13 protein-coding genes are annotated in these 16,701 nt (G+C 76.8%); 8 read left to right on the top strand and 5 right to left on the bottom strand.

Going from position 1 to position 16,701, the window contains the following annotated elements; all coding sequences use genetic code 11:
• Positions 1–100 precede the first annotated feature (100 nt).
• Entirely contained in the window at positions 101–1,360 is a 1,260-nt protein-coding gene (locus ACZ3YO_RS23880) for an MFS transporter (protein ID WP_465572639.1), read from the bottom strand.
• 173 nt (positions 1,361–1,533) lie between these two features.
• Here ACZ3YO_RS23880 and ACZ3YO_RS23885 point away from each other — a divergent pair, with 173 nt between their 5' ends.
• The 8 genes from ACZ3YO_RS23885 to ACZ3YO_RS23920 all read left to right on the top strand — a co-directional run bounded on the left by ACZ3YO_RS23885 (position 1,534) and on the right by ACZ3YO_RS23920 (position 8,749).
• Positions 1,534–2,727 (top strand): ROK family transcriptional regulator, encoded by a 1,194-nt coding sequence (locus ACZ3YO_RS23885; protein ID WP_465572641.1) that lies wholly within the window; start codon positions 1,534–1,536, stop codon positions 2,725–2,727.
• A 207-nt stretch (positions 2,728–2,934) separates the two neighbouring features.
• Positions 2,935–3,351: a TOBE domain-containing protein gene (locus tag ACZ3YO_RS23890; RefSeq protein WP_465554250.1), complete on the top strand. Its 417-nt coding sequence runs from the start codon at positions 2,935–2,937 to the stop codon at positions 3,349–3,351.
• A gap of 154 nt (positions 3,352–3,505) precedes the next feature.
• On the top strand, positions 3,506–3,958 hold the full coding sequence (locus ACZ3YO_RS23895) for a hypothetical protein (protein ID WP_465572644.1): 453 nt from the start codon (positions 3,506–3,508) through the stop codon (positions 3,956–3,958).
• A 65-nt stretch (positions 3,959–4,023) separates the two neighbouring features.
• A complete protein-coding gene (locus ACZ3YO_RS23900) occupies positions 4,024–4,743 on the top strand; it encodes a glycerophosphodiester phosphodiesterase (RefSeq protein ID WP_396323639.1) in 720 nt (239 codons plus the stop codon).
• The gene (locus ACZ3YO_RS23905) at positions 4,740–5,849 is read left to right on the top strand and encodes a winged helix DNA-binding domain-containing protein (RefSeq protein ID WP_465572646.1); all 1,110 of its coding nucleotides are present in this window, start codon (positions 4,740–4,742) and stop codon (positions 5,847–5,849) included. Before ACZ3YO_RS23900 ends, ACZ3YO_RS23905 begins: the two co-directional genes overlap by 4 nt.
• A 160-nt stretch (positions 5,850–6,009) precedes the next feature.
• The gene (locus ACZ3YO_RS23910; protein ID WP_465572649.1) at positions 6,010–6,453 is read left to right on the top strand and encodes a hypothetical protein; all 444 of its coding nucleotides are present in this window, start codon (positions 6,010–6,012) and stop codon (positions 6,451–6,453) included.
• Between the two features lie 152 nt (positions 6,454–6,605).
• Entirely contained in the window at positions 6,606–7,781 is a 1,176-nt protein-coding gene (locus ACZ3YO_RS23915) for an AI-2E family transporter (RefSeq protein ID WP_465572651.1), read from the top strand.
• 89 nt (positions 7,782–7,870) lie between these two features.
• Positions 7,871–8,749 (top strand): Vgb family protein, encoded by an 879-nt coding sequence (locus ACZ3YO_RS23920; RefSeq protein ID WP_465572653.1) that lies wholly within the window; start codon positions 7,871–7,873, stop codon positions 8,747–8,749.
• Positions 8,750–8,761: 12 nt separating this feature from the next.
• Here the strand turns inward: ACZ3YO_RS23920 and ACZ3YO_RS23925 are convergent, their stop codons facing one another.
• The 4 genes from ACZ3YO_RS23925 to ACZ3YO_RS23940 all read right to left on the bottom strand — a co-directional run bounded on the left by ACZ3YO_RS23925 (position 8,762) and on the right by ACZ3YO_RS23940 (position 16,489).
• A complete protein-coding gene (locus ACZ3YO_RS23925) occupies positions 8,762–9,757 on the bottom strand; it encodes a helix-turn-helix transcriptional regulator (protein ID WP_465572655.1) in 996 nt (331 codons plus the stop codon).
• A gap of 242 nt (positions 9,758–9,999) precedes the next feature.
• Entirely contained in the window at positions 10,000–12,954 is a 2,955-nt protein-coding gene (locus ACZ3YO_RS23930) for a helix-turn-helix transcriptional regulator (protein WP_465572658.1), read from the bottom strand.
• Positions 12,955–13,190: 236 nt separating this feature from the next.
• Positions 13,191–13,379, bottom strand: a complete 189-nt coding sequence (locus tag ACZ3YO_RS23935; RefSeq protein WP_465554181.1) for a hypothetical protein — start codon at positions 13,377–13,379, stop codon at positions 13,191–13,193.
• Between the two features lie 119 nt (positions 13,380–13,498).
• On the bottom strand, positions 13,499–16,489 hold the full coding sequence (locus tag ACZ3YO_RS23940; protein ID WP_465572660.1) for a type 2 lanthipeptide synthetase LanM family protein: 2,991 nt from the start codon (positions 16,487–16,489) through the stop codon (positions 13,499–13,501).
• Between the last annotated feature and the right edge of the window lie 212 nt (positions 16,490–16,701).

The following is a 16,701-nucleotide window of genomic DNA, read 5'->3' on the forward strand; positions in this document are numbered from 1 at the left end:
CGGAACTGCCGGGCGCGGGTGCGTCCGGCAGTTGGCGATATTAGTGCGGAAATCCTCTTCCGGATATGGATCATATCGCTCGGAGATTATTTCCGAAAGGCTATTTCGGTGACAATGCCGTCACGTTTTCGGCGGCCTTCTCCCGGGGGCCGGCGCCGCCCGGGAACTCCGGCTCGGCGCGGCGCAGCGCGCCCGCGCTCAGCAGCAGGGCGGAGGCGAGGGCGGTGACCACCCCGAAGGAGACGGTGAGCGAGGTGGCCTGGGCGAGCCCGCCGACGATCGCGGGGGCGACCAGGCCGGAGGTGTAGGTGACGGTGGCGACGCCCGCGATGGCCTGGCTCGGGTTGGTGCCGATCCGGCCGGCGGCGGCGAAGGCCAGCGGCACGATCACCGCGATCCCGATGCCGATCAGCGCGAAGCCGGGAATGGCCAGCGCCGGGCTGTCCGCGCCGACCACCAGCAGGCCGCCCGCGGTGGCTACGGCGCCGCCGAGCCTGGTCGCCCGGACGGCCCCGAGCCGGCGGATCGCCGCGTCGCCGGCCAGCCGGCTGACCGCCATGGTGAGCGAGAACGCCGTGTAGGAGGCGGCCGCCAGGGTGGCCGAGGCGCCGGTGACGTCCTTGAGGTAGACGCCGCTCCAGTCCATCGACGCGCCCTCGGCGAACACCGCGCAGAAGCCGACCAGCCCGATCACCAGCGAACTGCGCGGCGGCAGCGCGAACCGCGGCGGTGCCTCGGCGCCGTCGGCGGCCCGGAAGTCGGGCAGCTCCCGGCAGACCGGTTGGGCCAGGGCGGTCAGTACCAGTGCGGTGACCAGCAGCTGGATCCGGGCGTCGAGGTCCCGGTGGGCGGCGAGGATGCCGAAGCCGGAGGCCAGCAGCCCGCCGACGCTCCACATGCCGTGCAGCCCGGACATGATCGAGCGGCCGAGCCGCTGCTCGATCTCGACGCCCTGCGCGTTCATCGCCACGTCCGCCATGCCGGCCGTCGCGCCGTAGACGAACAGCACCGCGCAGAGGGCGGGGAGCGAGGGGGCGAGGGCGGGCAGGGTCAGTGTCAGGCACCAGAGGGTGAGGAGTCCGCGCACCGCGGCCCGCCCGCCGAAGCGGTGGACGAACCGGCCGGCCAGTGGCATCGCGAGGAACGAGCCGATGGCGGGCATCACCAGGGCCAGGCCCAGCTGGCCGGGGGAGAGGTCGAGGCGGTCCTGGATCCACGGGATCCGGGTGACGAAGGTGCCGCCGACGGCGCCGTGCACGGCGAACACCAGGGCGACGGCCGTCCGGGCCCGGCGGGGCCGCTCCAGCGGGCCGGGGCCGGCCGGGTCGTGGCGCGGAACTGCGGTCGGTGTGTCGGTCATCCGGTCTTCCCTCCCGGCCGCGCCGAGGCGCGGCGGTGCCCTGTGGGTGGTTTCCGCACACAGGTGTCCTGCCCCCCATGTGCCCGGCGCGACCTGGTTCGGGTGCGGCGCCGCGGTTCGATAAATTATCAGGAAGGGACCCTGATAGAAACACTCTGGAAGGATGCGCTTCCATGACCATCGCGCGAACGGCCACGCCCAGCACCGCCCGGGCGATCAACGACCGGCTGGCGCTCGACCTGCTCCTCGACCAGGGACCGCTGACCGCGACCGAACTGCGCGACCTCACCGGGCTCTCCCGGCCCACCGTCGCCGACCTGCTCGAACGCCTCCAGCGCGCCGGCCTGGTCGCCGTGGTCGGCGAACGCGGGGAGCAGCGGCGCGGCCCCAACGCCCGGCTCTACGCGCTGGTGGCCTCCCGGGCGCACATCGGCGCCATCGACGTCCGCTCCGGCGGCGTCAGCCTGGTCGTCGCGGACCTCGCCGGGCAGACGCTGGCGGCGGCGGATCTTGCCGTCGAGGGCGACGGCGAGAGCGGCACGGCGGCCCGGATCGTCCGGACCCTGCTCGACACCGCCCGCCGGTCCGGCGTCGAGCAGCTGCACACCGTCGCGGTCGGCGCCCCCGGCCTGGTCGACCCCGCCACCGGCCGGCTCAAGAGCACCGGCGCGCTGCCCGCCTGGCACGCCGAACTGCTCACCGCCCTGCGCGAGCTGCCCGGCACCGACGTCATCCTGGAGAACGAGGTCAACCTCGCCGGCCGCGCCGAGTACCGGACCGGTGCCGCCCGGGGCCAGGACACCTTCGTCCTGGTCTGGCTCGGCCACAGCGTCGGCGCCGCCGTGATCATCGACGGACGGCTGCGCCGGGGCGCCTCCGGCGGCACCGGCGAGATCTGCTTCCTGCCCGTGCCGGGCACCGTCGCCCTGCCCAGCGCCACCGACTGCGAGGGCGGCTTCCACGGCCTGGTCGGCAGCGCCGCCGTCTGCGCCCTGGCCCGCGCCCACGGCCTGCCGGCCGGCCCGGGCGACGACGCGGCCGCCGCCGAAGCCGCCGTCCGGGCCGCGCTCGACGCCCTCGGCGACGGGCAGCCGGGCGGGCCGTTCCTGGACGAGCTGGCCGGGCGGATCGCCGTCGGCACGGCCGCCGTCTGCGTCGTCCTCGACCCGGGCTGCGTCGTGCTCGGCGGCGAGATCGGCCGGGCCGGCGGCGTCGAGCTGGCCCGCCGGGTCGAGCGCCGGCTCGCCGGGCTCTCCCCGCTGCGCACCGAGGTCCGGGCCGGGACGGCCGGCGGCGGAGCGGTGCTCGGCGGCGCCGTCCTCACCGCCGGCGACGCCGTCCGGCGGGACCTCTTCGGCGAGCCGTAGCGAGCCGCCCGGCGGCCCGGGCGAGCCGGGACAGCCGGGCCGCGCCGCCACGGCGGGTGCTCCGCTTGGCCGAGCGGGCCCCCGGTGCGGCAGGATGGCGGCGACGGCCGGACCACCGCCGTCGCCCCCTGTGATACGGACGTGCTGCCGAAGACCGCCGTGACACCGGAGTCCGCCGTGCCACCGAACCACCGTCAGGAGTCGTACATGGGCCACCCCGAGGGACCGGTCAACCCGTACCGGATCGGTGAGGCGGCGGCGATGCTCGGCGTGAGCGCCGACACCATGCGGCGCTGGGTGGACGCCGGCCGGGTCGCCGCCGAGCGGGACGAGCACGGCCACCGGATCATCCCCGGCACCGAGCTGGCCGCCTTCGCCCGGGAGCTGGCCCGCCCCGAGAACGCCGAGGCCGAGGGGCGGCCGTCGTCCGCCCGCAACCGGTTCCCGGGCATCGTCACCCACGTGGTGCTCGGCGACGTCGCCGCGCAGGTGGAGATCCAGGCCGGGCCGTTCCGGGTGGTCTCGCTGATCAGCCGGGAGTCGGCGGAGGAGCTCAACCTGGTGCCCGGGGCGCCCGCCACGGCGGTCATCAAGTCGACCAACGTGATGGTCGAAAGGCGCTGAGGCGGCTCCGCCGCTTCGGCCCGCCGACGCCCCTGCGGCTCCCGGCCGCACGCCCCGCCGAGCACCTCCGACGCCCCGTAGGGCCCCGACCCGCCGACGCCCCGTAGGCCCCCGATTCCCCGCAGAGCCCCGCCGACGAGAGGACCGCCGCCCGATGCCCCATCCGCCACTGCCGTCCACCCAGAGTGCCGTGTTCGCGGTCGAGGCGATGGCCGCCCGGCACGGCCGCGAGGTCCGGGCCGGTCATGACATCGGCCGCGACCAGACCTTCGCCGGCCTGGTCGGCGCCGGCGTCGGCGGCGCCGACGGCGAACTCGACGCGATACCCCACGAGGCGCTGCTGGAGATCACCGGCCGGCCCGGGACCACCGTCCGGCTCTTCGTCCACGACGAGGCGGTGGTCACCGTCGAGAGCATCGCCTTCGACGTGCCGCGCGACAGCGTGCCGGCCTTCCTCGACTCGGTCTGGAGCGGCCTGGTCCAGGTGAGGCAGCGGACCTTCCCGCCGTCCTGCACGCTGATCGTCACCGTGCCGGGCGAGGCCCCCTACCGGGAGGCCGTCACCCACCAGCACCTCTCCCCGTGGCTCGCGGGGCTGATCCGGTGAACCCCGCCAGCCTGCCGAGCACTCCACCCGAGACCCCGACGAAGGCCCCGAGGACCGCCACCGCCGTGAACGCACCCATCCCCGCCGACCGCCGCCCCGTCCTCGCCGTCGCCCACCGCGGTGACCCCTACCGGTACCGCGAGAACACCCTGCCCTCCGTCGAGTCCGCGCTGACCGCCGGCGCCGACGCCGTCGAGGTCGACGTCCGGCTCACCCGCGACGGCGTGCCCGTCCTGCTCCACGACGAGACCCTCGAACGCCTCTGGGGGGACCCGCGCCCCCTGCGCCGGGTCACCCTCGACCAGCTGGACGAGCTGCGCGACGGCGACCTCGCCGTCCCCACCCTGGCCGAGGCGGTCAAGGCCGTCGCCGCCACCCCGGCCGCCCGGCTGCTGATCGACCTGGACGACCCACACCCCGCCGCCGCCACCTGGCAGGCCGTCACCGGCCTCGGCGCCGAACAGCGGGTCGCCTTCTGCGGCCCCGCCACCGCGATGCTCGCCGTCCGCGCCCTCGCCCCGGACGCCGAGATCGCGCTCACCTGGAAGCAGCCGCGGCTGCCCGCCCGAGCCCTGCTGGACGACCTTCGCCCGCGCTACCTCAACCCGCCGTTCGGCCTGGCCACCCCCGAGTTCACCGCCGCCGCCCACGACGCCGGGCTCGCCGTCTCCACCTGGACCGCCGACCTTCGCCGCACCATGCGCCGGCTGCGCGGGGCCGGCGTGGACTCGATCACCAGCAACCGGATCGGCGTGCTGCGCTCCGTCCTGGACGGCCGTCGGTGACCTCACCGGACGTCCTGGGCCCCCGGGCGCTCGGCCGCGCCCTGCTGGCCCGTCAGCACCTGCTCGACCGCGCCACCATGACGGCCGCCGACCTGGTCCGCCACCTCGGTGGGCTCCAGGCCCAGGCCGCACCGCAGCCGCCCTACCTCGGCCTGCTCTGCCGGCTGGAGGGCTTCGCCGCCGAGGAGCTCACCGCGCTGATCGAGCAGCGCCGGGTCGTCCGGATCGCGCTCCAGCGCGGCACCATCCACCTGGTCACCGCCGACGACTGCCTGACCCTGCGCCCGCTCCTCCAGCCCCAGCTCGACCAGGGCCTGCGCGGCACCTACGGCAAGCAGCTTGCGGGCCTCGACCTCGACGCGCTCGCCGACGAGGCCCGCGCCCTGGTCGAGGAGGAGCCGCGCACCTTCCGGCAGCTCGGCCCGCTGCTCGCCGCCACCCGCCCCGACCGCGACCCGGCCGCGCTGGCCCAGGCCGCACGCTGCCGGCTGCCGCTGGTGCAGGTCCCGCCGCGCGGGGTCTGGGGCCGCGGCGGCGGCGCCGCGCACACCACCGCCGAGCACTGGCTCGGCCGGCCCCTCGACCCGGCCCCCTCGCTGGACGACCTGGCCCTGCGCTACCTCGCCGCCTTCGGCCCGGCCACCGCTGCCGACCTGCAGAAGTGGTGCGGCCTCAGCCGGCTCGGCCCGGTGCTGAAGCGGCTCGCCCCGGGGCTGCTCACCTTCCGCGACGAGCACGGACGGCTGCTCTACGACCTGCCCGACGCGCCCCGGCCGGACCCGTCCGTCCCGGCCCCCGTCCGGCTGGTCGCCCCCTTCGACAACCTGGTGCTCTCGCACGCCGACCGCAGCCGCGTCCTGCCCGAGGAGTACCGGCACCGGCTGATGACGCAGAACGGCATCGTGCCCGGCATCCTGCTGGTGGACGGCCTGGTCGCCGGCAGCTGGCAGCTCGCGGAGGGCGGCCGGGGCGAGGAGCGCGCGGTGGTGATCCGCCCGTACGCGGCGCTGCGCCGGGCCGACCGGCAGGCGGCGGAGGCCGAGGCGCAGCGGGTGCTGGCCTTCGCGGGCGGCGGCGGGGCGGTCCGGTTCGAGGAGGCGGTGTAGCGCGGGAGTTCGGGCCTCGTACGGGCGTACGGGGCCGGGGTCTCGATGGGGTGAGGCTCCGGCGGTTCCTCCGTGTACGGCCGGGGCGCCGCCGCTTGAATCGACTCGCCCAGCAGTCGGCGGTGCCCGCACGGCGCCGCCCGCGAGAGTGGAGTCGACCGTGGCATCCGTACCGAACGGCACCTACAGCATCAGCAAGCCGAACGAGGAGTTGCTCTCCCTGGCGGGGGCCAAGGAGCTCGTGGTCCTCATCCCGCCGGCCGAGGGCGAGCTGGAGGCGCAGTCGTGGGAGGTGGAGGAGCTGGACAACGGCAACATCGTGCTCCGCAACCAGCGGCACCGGTCCTTCGCGGGCTACGAGGGCTACCCGCAGGAGAACACCGAGGTCGTCGGCTCGCCCGAGGCCCGGGAGTGGGAGCCGCGCCCGGTGGGTGGTCAGGACGACTTCCGGTTCCACCTGGTCGTCCCCGGCGGGCCGGTCGAGGGTGAGGAGCTGGCTCTCGACATCAGCGTGCTGGACATCTTCCCCACCCGGATCGCGCTGCGACCGCTGGACGCCAAGGACCCGCAGCAGGCCTGGGACTTTCTGATCCACCTGCCGTAGGTGTGCTCGGCGGGCGTCCGGGCCGGGCACTCCGGTGGCCGGCCGGGCGCCCCGGCGGGGTGGGCGCGGGAGGAACGGGAAAACGGGCATTCGGTCAGATCATCTGCTGAGATGGGGCACAGAGGGACTGATCGGCCCGGGCGGAGGTGGAGATGTCGGGGGAGCTGCCGTCCGGAAGTGATCCGGAGGGCCCGGTCCGCGAGGCCCGGCCGGACCACCGCAGGCCGTACCTGATGCTGCCGCCCCCGGTCCGGGCCGCGGCCGCCTGGTCGGTCGCGGGCATCCTCCTCATCACCGTCGCCTCGCTGGTCGTCTTCGCCCTGGTCGAACTGCGCGCCGCCACCGTCCCGGTGATCCTGGCGCTGCTCGGCACCTCGCTGCTCTACCCCGCGATGCCGTGGATGGTGCGGCGCGGGGCCGGCCGCGGACTGGCCGCAGGGCTCACCTGCGCCCTGCTGGTGGCCGCCGTCGGCGGGGTGATCGCCCTGCTGGTCAACTCGCTGGTGCACAGTGCCCCGCAGATCGCGGAGGCGCTCCCGCAGGCCGGGGACCGGCTCGCGAACTGGCTCGGCCCGTTCGGCGAGAAGATCCGCCACGCCCTGGACAACGCCAAGGGCGAGACCAGCTCGCTGGTCTCCGCGCTCACCAACGGCGTGCTCTCCGGGCTCGGCCTCGCCACCCAGATCGCCACCGGCGGCGTCCTCGCCCTCGCCCTGGTCTTCTTCTTCCTGCGGGACGGCCACCGCACCCCCGACGCCGTCCGCTCCTACCTGCCGGCCCGCACGGCGGAGACGGTCGTCGCCTGCGCCGAGCGCGCCTTCGAGGCGATGGCCGGCTTCATGCGCGGCACCACGCTGATCGCCCTGATCGACGCCTTCTTCATCACCATCGGCCTGCTGCTGCTCGATGTCCCCGGCGCGCCCGGGCTCGGCGCACTGGTCTTCATGGGCGCCTACATCCCGTTCGTCGGGGCCTTCCTCTCCGGGACGGTCGCCGTGCTGGTCGCGCTCGCCGAGGGCGGGCTCGGCACGGCGCTCTGGGCGCTCGGCGTGGTGCTCGCCGTCCAGATGATCGAGGGCAACGTCCTCCAGCCGCTGATCCAGAGTCGCACGGTCGAGCTGCACCCGGCCACGATCATGGTCGCCGTGGTGGCGGGCTCGGGCATCGCGGGCATCCTCGGCGCCCTGCTCGCCGTGCCGGTCTGCGCCGCCGGCCTCGGTGTCGTCTCCGTCCTGCGCGGCGAGATCGGCCGCTCCCGCCGGGGTGGCCGGCGCGGCGCGCCGGCCGGGCGGGCACCCGACCAGGAGCAGGCACCCGTGCAGGAGTAGCCGGGCCGGCCGGCGCTTGTCCTGCGGGCGGCGCGTGTGCGAGAGTGCTAATGCGACGGAAGTCGCGATAGCAGTGAAGGGGGATGCGCATGACGTTCGAGAGGTTCCCGGTGTCGGACGGTCGGGCCGGGCCGTACGGGGTCGCGATCGGGCCGGACGCCGCGGTCTGGTTCACGCTGGTGCACGCGGGGGAGATCGGGCGGCTGGCGGCGGACGGGACGGTGCGGCGGTTCGGACTGGGGGCGCCGGAGTGCGGGCCGTCGGTGATCGCGGCGGGGCCGGACGGCGCGCTCTGGTTCACCCGGATGCGGGACCACCGGATCGGGCGGATCGACGCGGACGGCCGCGCGCGGTCGTTCGACCTGCCGACGGAGGGTGCCGGGCCGTTCGGGATCGCCGCCGGGCCCGACGGCGCGCTCTGGTTCACCGAGCTCGCCGCCGGCCGGATCGGCCGGATCACGGTGGACGGCGAGGTGACGGAGTATCCGCTGCCGGTGGCCGGCGCCTACCCGTCGATGATCACCGCCGGGCCGGACGGTGCGCTCTGGTTCACCCTCAACCAGGCCCACGCCGTCGGCCGGATCACCCTCGGCGGGGAGGTCGCGGTGCATCCGCTGCCCACCGAGGGGGCCGCGCCCGTCGGCATCACCGCGGGCGGTGACGGTGCGCTCTGGTGCGTCGAGATCGGCGCCGGCCGGATCGCCCGGCTCGCCGTCGACGGCACGGTGACCGAGTACCCGCTGCCCGACGAGGCCGCCCGCCCGCACGCCGTCGCGGCCGGTCCGGACGGGCGCCTCTGGTTCACCGAGTGGGCCGGCAACCGGATCGGCTCGCTCACCCCGGGAGGCGGCTACGAGGGGTACGGGCTGCCGGTCGAGGGCGCGGAGCCGCACGGCATCGCCGTCGGGCCGGACGGCGCCGTGTACGCGGCGCTGGAGATCGGCGAGATCGTCCGCCTGGCGGTCTGAGCCGGCGGGCCGTCACGGGGCCTGGGCGCCGTACCGGTCGGCGAGCTCGCGGGCGGTCGCCGCGAGGCGGGACCGCAGCGCGGGTGGTTCGAGGACCTCCACGTCGGCGCCCAGCTTCAGGAACTCGCCGTGGGCGTGGTCGAGCGACTCGATCGGCACGGCCGCCCTGGTCCAGCCGTCCGCCTCCACCACCCCGCCCTCCGCGACCGCCCGGCCCGCCGCGTGGCCCAGCAGTTCGCGGACCCGGGCGGCGCCGCGCGGCGACAGCCGCACCACCGCCTCCGCGGTGTGCAGCCGCGCGTGGAAGTCGGCGAGCCGGTCCCGCCAGTGGGCGGCCAGATCGAAACCCGCCGGTGGCTCGAAGTGCTCCTCGAGGGGGTGCAGCTCAAGGATCTGGTCGACCCGGTAGGTGCGCGCGCTGCCGCCGCCCGCGCCGCCGCCCACGCCGGCGACCAGGTACCAGCGGCCGGCCTTGAGTACCAGTCCGTACGGTTCCAGCCGCCGCTCGACCTCGGTGGGCGCCTTCCACCGCCGGTAGCGGATCCGTACCGCGTGCCGGCCCCAGACCGCGGCGGCGACGGCCGCCAGGTGCGGCGTCTCGTCCACGTTCCCGTACCAGCCGGGTGCGTCGAGGTGAAAGCGCTCCTGGATCCGCCCGGCCTGCTCGCGCAGCTCCGCCGGGAGGGCGGCCCGCAGCTTGAGCTCGGCGGCGGCCAGCACCTCGCCGAGGCCCAACTCGGCCGCCGGGCCGGGCAGCCCGGCCAGGAAGACGGCCTGCGCCTCATCGGCGGTGAGCCCCGTCAGCCGGGTGCGGTACCCGTCGAGCAGCTGGTAGCCGCCGCCGTGCCCGGCGTCCCCGTAGAGCGGGATGCCGGCCGCGGCGAGCGCCTCGACGTCCCGGTAGACCGTCCGGACGGCGACCTCCAGCTCGTCGGCGAGCTGATGGGCGGTCATCCGCCCCCGGTTCTGCAGGAGCAGGAGCAGCGAGATCAGTCGGCCGGCGCGCACGGCTGCCAGTATCCACCTTCCACTGACAGTGGATGACAGTGGACCGGCTCTGGCCTCCGGGGCATGAACGACTTCGCCTTCCTACACGACCCCTGCGCCGGGGGCACCCGTCGCGCCCACCCGGTCCGGCTCCACGGCGTGCGGCAGCGGCCGACGGCCGGCCAGGCGCTGCCCCGCCGTACCCGGCGCCCCTGACGGCGGGCCTTCGCGGGAGTGACCGCCGCACGGCGCCCCTCGGCCTTCTAGGGGAGGGCCGACGGCTCGGCGCAGAGGTCGGCGGCGAGGGCGCAGAGGGCGGCGCGGTCCGGGCGGCCGGTCTTGGCGAGCAGGTTGGCCACGTGCTTCTCGACGGTGCGCGGGGAGATCGAGAGCCTGCTGGCCAGCTGCTGGTTGCCGGGGCGGTCGGTGAGCAGGACGAACACCTCGTACTCGCGCAGGGTCACGCCGAAGGTGCGCAGGCGGGCCGGGACGGCGTCGCGGCCGCCGCGGTGCTGGGCGACGCTGGCGCCGGCGCGGCGCAGCAGCGACCGGCAGGCGGCGGCCACCGGCTGGACCTCGGCGGCGTGGAAGTACTCCTCGGCGGTGCGCAGCCAGGCCACCGGCTCGCCCCAGCCGTCGGCGAGCGCGGCCTCGGCGGTGAGCCGCAGTGCCAGGTGGTGGGCGAGTGGGAAGGGGGCCGCCGCCGCGCGGGCCTCGGCGAGGGTGCGGGCGGCGTCCTCCGGGCGGTGCTCACGGCCGAGCAGCACGGCCTCGGCGAAGAGCAGGAACTGGCGGTTCCAGGCGAGCCCGGCGGCGGGGGCGGTGGTGGCCGGCGCGAACTCGGTGCGCGTCCAGGCGCCGGTCACGACCTCCAGCAGCGGGTGCAGGCCGTGCCGGCCGGCCAGGTAGAAGACGCTGGGGTGGTCGAGCTCCCAGGCGAGGCCGGCGGCCAGTTCGGCGCGGGCGCGGGTGCGGTCCTCGGCGAGCAGGGCGCCGACGGCCCGGCAGAGGCCGTAGCGCAGCGGCACCAGGAACGACTCCTCGCCGCCGGCCTGCCGGAACCGCACCAGCTCGCGCTCCATCTCGCGGCCGCGGCCGCGGTGGGCGGCCAGGGTGGCGGAGCCGAGCAGCAGGTAGCGGTGGGCGGCGAGGTTGTGCAGCCGGGCGGTGGCGTCGAGGCAGCGGTCGATGATCTCCCGGGCGGCCGGCCAGTCGCCGCGCAGCACGGCGTTCATGGCGAGCAGGCCGTCCAGGGTCTGGGTGAGCACGATCGCGCCGAGCCCGGCGGCGGCCTCCCGGGCGTGGGCGAGGCGGGTGCCGTCGCCGGTACGCATGAAGGCGTTGGCGCCGAGGCGGAGCAGTGCCTCGACGCGCCAGACGGGGAGGGCGTGCGACTCGGCGACGGCGAGCATGCGTTCCAGACAGGCGTCGGCGTCGTCGAAGCCGCGTTCGCGGGCCAGCAGGGCGAGCAACTGCCAGGCCTGGCAGGCGACGACCGGCAGGCCGGCGCGTTCGGCGACCTCGGCGGCGCGGCGGGCCAGGCGCTCGGTCTCGGCGGGGGAGACGCGGTCGGGGGCGTGGTGGTCGGGGAGGAGGGCCAGGTGTCCTTCGACCACCACGAGGGCGGCGTCCTGCTCGGGGCGAGGGTGTGCGCCGGTGAGGGCACGGGCGGCGGCGACCTGCGCGGCGGCCTCGGCGGTGCGCTCGGCCATCACCGCCGCCCACGCGAGCCGGGTGTGCAGCTCGATCCGGCGCTCGACGGCGGGGTGCCGGGTGTCCGGCGACGGGGCCGGCACCGACGGGAGCGTGCGGGCCAGCTCGAACGCCCGGTCCAGCCGGCCGGACTCGGCCAGTGCCGGCAGCAACTGCTCGGTGACGGCGGCCCGTTCGGTGCCCCCGGCCAGCTCGTGCGCGCGCTCCAGCAGCACCACCGCCGAGCCGGCCGCGCCGGCCTCCAGCAGCCGGCGGCCGGCCTCGGCGAAGTGCACCGCGGCGCCCGCCCGGTCACCGCCGGCCAGCAGCAGGGAGGCGACCAACTGGCGACGCTCGTCGCCGAGTTCGGGGTCCGCTCGCAGGATCTCCCGGGCCGCCCGGCGGGCCACGGCGGCCCGCTCGGCGGGGGCGAGAGCGGCGGTGACGGCGTCGGCGGTGAGCGTGTGCCGGAACGCGTAGCGGTCGGGGGCGGCGCCGTCGGGCACGATGACGTTGGCCTCGGAGGCGGACCGCAGGTGGCTGAAGAGCGTCCGGTCGTCGTGGCCGGTGATCAGCTGGACGGTGGCGACCGAGAACCGGCTGCCCAGGGTGGCGGCGGTGAGCAGGAGTTCGCGCACCGGCGGGTCCAGCTGGTCGATCCGCCGGCCCCAGCTGCGCACGATGGTGCTGGGCACGGCGGTACAGAGGTCCCCGGCCACCTCCCAGCCGTCGCCCGCGCGGCGCAGTGCGCCGGAGGTCAGCATGTCGGAGAGCAGTTCCTCGATCAGGTAGGGGCAGCCGTCGCCGCGTTCGGCCAGCTGCTCCAGGGCGGCCGCGGGCACCTCGGCGACCTCGGTCTCCAGGATCGCGGCGGCCATCGCCCGCACGTCGGCCGGTGGCAGCGGCCGCAGTTCGGCGACGGTCGCGGCCCGCCGGCGCTCGGCGGCCCGGACCAGGTCCAGCGCCGGGCCGGGCTCCGCGCGCAGCGTGCCGACCAGCAGGACCGGCAGGCCGGCCAGGTTGTCGACCAGGTACTCCAGGACGGCGACCGTCTCCGCGTCGGTGTCGTGCAGGTCCTCCAGCAGCAGGACGCAGCACTGATCCCGGCCGAGGACGGCGAGCAGCCGCAGCAGCGCCTCGGCGAGTTCGACCACCGTCTCGGGGTAGCCGGCCGCCCCCGCCGGCTCGCTGCGCCACTCGGGCACCAGCCGGGCCAGGGCCGGGCGGTAGGGGGCGAGTTCGGGGTCGGCCGGGGTCCCGGCGGCGCGGAAGCGGGAGGAGAGCGCCTCGATCAGCGGCCGGAACGGCGTGACGGTCAGCGTGGAGGAGCCGCGGCCGCGCAGCACCGGGAGCCCGAGTCCGTAGGCCTGGTAGGCGCATTCGCCGACCAGCCGGGACTTGCCGATCCCGGCCTCGCCGAGCAGGAAGACCGCTTGCCCGGACTGTTGGCGGGAGGCCGCGAGCGCGCTGCCGAGCAGGCCGATCTCGGCCGCCCGCCCGATGGTGATCGACGAAGTGGTGCGCATGGCCGCAGGCTACTTGACGGTCTGTCGGATCTGTAGGGTGGAGAATCGGCCACGAAGTGTCCACCGTGCCATTGCGGGATGGTTACCATACGACCACATTCGTGGCGGTGGCCTCCGGTTCACCGCCGGGACCGCCACCGGGAGGCTGCCCGGTCCCCGGTGGCGGTCCGGCCGGGCGGGCGCGTGCGCGGGGCACGCGTCGTCCGGGAGCCGGCGATGGATTCGTTCCGGGCCGGTCAGGCCGGGACGGTCATGGTCGGGAACTCGAAGGCGGGCGCCGTGGTGCCGCCGGAGGCGAGCAGCTGGGAGCGGAGGCCCAGGCCGCCGCCGGCCCGCAGCCGGATCTCGCCGGCGGGGTGGTCGGCCGCCTCGTCGGGTCGGCCGGTCGCGTGCTTCCGGCTGGGCGTCAGGTCGGTGTCGCGCATGTGCTCAGGTACTCCCATTTCGTCGTTGGACCGGGTGTTGGCAGGTGGAAACCGGGCGGGCGGCAACGCCCGCCCGCCGCACCGTACCGGGTCCGGGCGGACCGCGGACGGTGGTGCGGTCAAAGGGCAGGCGGCGGAGCCGGGAGCCGGGGGCGGAGCAGCAGCGCGGGCGGCACCTGTTCGGGGAAGCCCAGCCGCAGCAGCCCGTGCCCGATTCCGGCCAGGCCGGTGAGCAGGCCGGGGTGCGGCACGTGGTCCGGGGTGCCGCAGCGCGGTCCCTCCTGGTCGACCCCGGCCAGCAGCGCGGCCGCCCGCCGCACCCACGGCGTCCGCCCGTACGCCGGGCCGCCGCGGCCGAGCAGCTCCAGGACGCCGAGCTCGCCGTGGCAGAGGCTCTGGTCGGGCAGCGGCGCGGCGCGCGCGGTGTTCCGGACGGCGCGCGGGAGCCAGTCGGCGAGCTGTGGGTCGGCCTGCGCGCCCGGGCTGTCGGCCACCGCGAGCGCGATGCCGGGGCGGCCGCGGCACCACGACGCCTCGCGGGCGCGCCCGGTGGTGGCGGCGTGCAGTGCGGCCAGGCCGGCCCGGTGGTGCGGGCCGTCGGCCGGCTCGCCGGCGGCCCGCGCGTACCGCAGCAGCGCCCAGCCGGTGCCCGCCGCGCCGTGGGCGAAGCCGGGGCCGGCGGGCAGGGGCGCCGCGGCGAGCCGCTCGGCGCAGCGGGCGGCGGCGCGCAGGGCCTCCGGCCGGCCGGAGGCGGTGTGGACGGCGAGCAGCGCGGCCAGGCCGCCGGCGGTGCCGCTGTGCACGCCGGTGTCGCTCTCGCGTTCGGCGGCGGCCGCGGTGAGCGCCACCGCCGGGCCGGTCCACTGCCGGATCAGCGGGTCGTCCAGGGCGCGGGCGATCTCGGTGAGCGCGTACGCGATGCCGCCCAGCCCGGCGAACGCGCCGGAGCCGACGGCGGCCGGGTGGTCGGGGTGCGCGCCGAGCAGGTCGAGCAGGCCGGGGACGGGCGCGAGCGCGCGGCGGGCGACCTCGGCGTAGCGGTCGGAGCCGGTGAGCGCGGCCAGTTGGGCGAGGAAGAGCGCGGGGCCGGTGTACCCGCCGGCCAGGTCGGCGCCGAGCGGGCGGACCCGCCAGTACCGGTCGGCGAGCAGCTCCAGGCCGAGCCAGTTGGTGCGGGCGCGCCCCCGGTACGCGGCGGCGACCAGCTGGTCGCCGACACCGCGGGCGGCGGCCAGCAGTTGCTCGGGCTCGGGGGCGGTCGCCCAGACGTTCTCCGGCACCGGGCGGCCGGGGCGGTGTGCGGGCGCGGTGGCGGCGCCCGCCATCGCCGCCCGGATGATCCACTCCTGGTCCTTGCGGTCCACCCCGCCGAGGGCGGCGAGTTTGGCCTCGGCGCGGGACAGTCCGGTTTCGGCCAGTTCGCCGGGGAGCCGGCGGCCGCCGGACGTCCACAGGTCGCGGCTGCCGGGGCGGGTGGTGAAGAGCGGGACGTCGCCGGCCCGGAGGTCGGCGAGCTCGTGGTCGGCGAGGCCGGGCCGGCCGGGGTCCGCGACGGCGTCGGTGCGCAGCAGCTCCAGCACCGCGCCCCGGGCCGCGGCGTCGCCCAGCACGTCCGGGTGGGTCGACTCGTCCAGCAGCCGCGCGTACACCCGGGTGGCGCGCGGCACCACCCGCACCTCGTCCTCGGCGAAGGAGTGCAACAGTCCCTGTGGGCCGCAGAGTTGGCCGCGGCCGGCGGCGAGCGCGGCGTACCCTGCGCGGAATCCGGCCACCAGCGCCTCGGTGTACGCGGCCGGGTCGGCGGGGGTGCCGTCCAGCCGGGGCCGGTTGCGGGCCTCGCCGAACGGGCGGGGGCGTCGCACCAGCCGCATCTCGTCGGTGCCGGCTCCCGCCCAGTCCACGCCCTCGACCGGGGAGGTCGCCCGCCGGCCGCCGCCGATGCCGGAGACGTCCACGGCGCCGTCGTCGCCCAGCAGCAACTGCGGCAGCAGGCCGACCCGGTGGACCGACTCCTCCAGCGCGCGGGCGGCCGGGTCCTCAGCCGGTCCGGCCTGAGCCGGCGGGTGGAACAGCGTCTCCACGTCGACCAGGACGGGGTGCTCCCCGCAGGCGACCACGTTCTCGAAGTGCAGGTCGGTGCCGTCCAGCACGTGCAGCAGCGCCAGCAGCGCGCCCTGCCGCCGGTAGAACCGCTCCACCTCGAACGGGGTGCGGCAGGGCCGGGCCTCGGCGAACTCCGTCCAGCCGTGGCCGCCGCGGTCCAGCAGTCCGAGCGCGCGCAGCCGGGGCACGTCGGGCTGGGCGTTGAACCAGCCGAGCAGCGCGTTGAAGTGCCGGTGCGCGGCGGGCGGCCGGGGCCGGTACGCGACGGCGGCTCCGTTCGCGAAGTGCAGCACCGCGACGGCGCGGCCGCGGCGGTGACGGTCGCCGGCCTCGGAGTCGACGGCCACCAGCGCGCCGGGGTCGGTGCCGCCGAGCAGGGCGGGGACCAGCAGCGGGCGGTCGGCGGCGAAGCGGGAGAGCAGCTCGGCCTGCGCCTCGGCGGCGTCCAGGCAGGCCTGGGCGAGCAGCTGGGCGAGCACCGGGTAGGCGCGCACCAGCACGGCGAGGCCGTCGCGGCGGGCGGTGAGGGCCAGGAAGGAGCGGAACCGTTCCTGCGGCGTGGCACCGCTCAGCCGGCCGGCCGCGCGGGCGGTGTGCAGCTCCAGGACCAGGGTGCGCGCCGCGATCCGGCTCAGGCGGGCGGTGAGGCGGGCGGTGAAGCCGGCGCGCAGGGCGGGCAGGTCGAGGTGGGCGGTGGTCTCCAGCGTCGCGCAGAGCCGGGCCAGGGCGCGCTCGGCGAAGGGCGCCAGGACCAGGCCGAAGCCGGTGAGACCCGGGTAGGCGGCCCGCGGCACGACCGGGCGGACGGGCGCCGCGGCGATGGCGGCCTCGGCGAAGGCGGCCCACTCGGGCCGGCCGGCCGGAAGAGGCCGGCCGGGCGTCAGGGCCCGTTCCCACCACGGCGCGCAGGCGGCGGCCCCCGTGAGCCGGAGCCGGGCCGCCCGGGGCGGTGCCGGCGGCCGCGACGGGCCGGGCACCGCCGCGCGGCCGGGGGCGTCACCGGGCACCGGAGGGCGCTGAGTCGTGGCGGCCGGGGCTGCGGCCGGTGCGACCGGGCCCTGAACCGGTGCGCCACCCCCGTAGGGGCGTGCTCTTCGCACGGCGTTCACCTCAGCCACCACCGCACCTCCGATGCCGGGAGAGGGCAGCGCTGCCGTCGAAGACGCCGCCCTCGGGCCGATCCTTGCGCTGCCGTGGCCACCGGGGCATGGGGGGCAGG

The sequence above is a fragment of the Kitasatospora sp. NPDC022785 genome (genome assembly GCF_055561295.1).

What these genes read in the sequence shown, in the direction of transcription:
- ACZ3YO_RS23880 (WP_465572639.1), bottom strand. Translation starts at nt 1,360, where the DNA reads ATGACCGACACACCGACCGCAGTTCCGCGCCACGACCCGGCCGGCCCC.
- ACZ3YO_RS23885 (WP_465572641.1), top strand. Translation starts at nt 1,534, where the DNA reads ATGACCATCGCGCGAACGGCCACGCCCAGCACCGCCCGGGCGATCAAC.
- ACZ3YO_RS23890 (WP_465554250.1), top strand. Translation starts at nt 2,935, where the DNA reads ATGGGCCACCCCGAGGGACCGGTCAACCCGTACCGGATCGGTGAGGCG.
- ACZ3YO_RS23895 (WP_465572644.1), top strand. Translation starts at nt 3,506, where the DNA reads ATGCCCCATCCGCCACTGCCGTCCACCCAGAGTGCCGTGTTCGCGGTC.
- ACZ3YO_RS23915 (WP_465572651.1), top strand. Translation starts at nt 6,606, where the DNA reads ATGTCGGGGGAGCTGCCGTCCGGAAGTGATCCGGAGGGCCCGGTCCGC.
- ACZ3YO_RS23920 (WP_465572653.1), top strand. Translation starts at nt 7,871, where the DNA reads ATGACGTTCGAGAGGTTCCCGGTGTCGGACGGTCGGGCCGGGCCGTAC.
- ACZ3YO_RS23930 (WP_465572658.1), bottom strand. Translation starts at nt 12,954, where the DNA reads ATGCGCACCACTTCGTCGATCACCATCGGGCGGGCGGCCGAGATCGGC.
- ACZ3YO_RS23935 (WP_465554181.1), bottom strand. Translation starts at nt 13,379, where the DNA reads ATGCGCGACACCGACCTGACGCCCAGCCGGAAGCACGCGACCGGCCGA.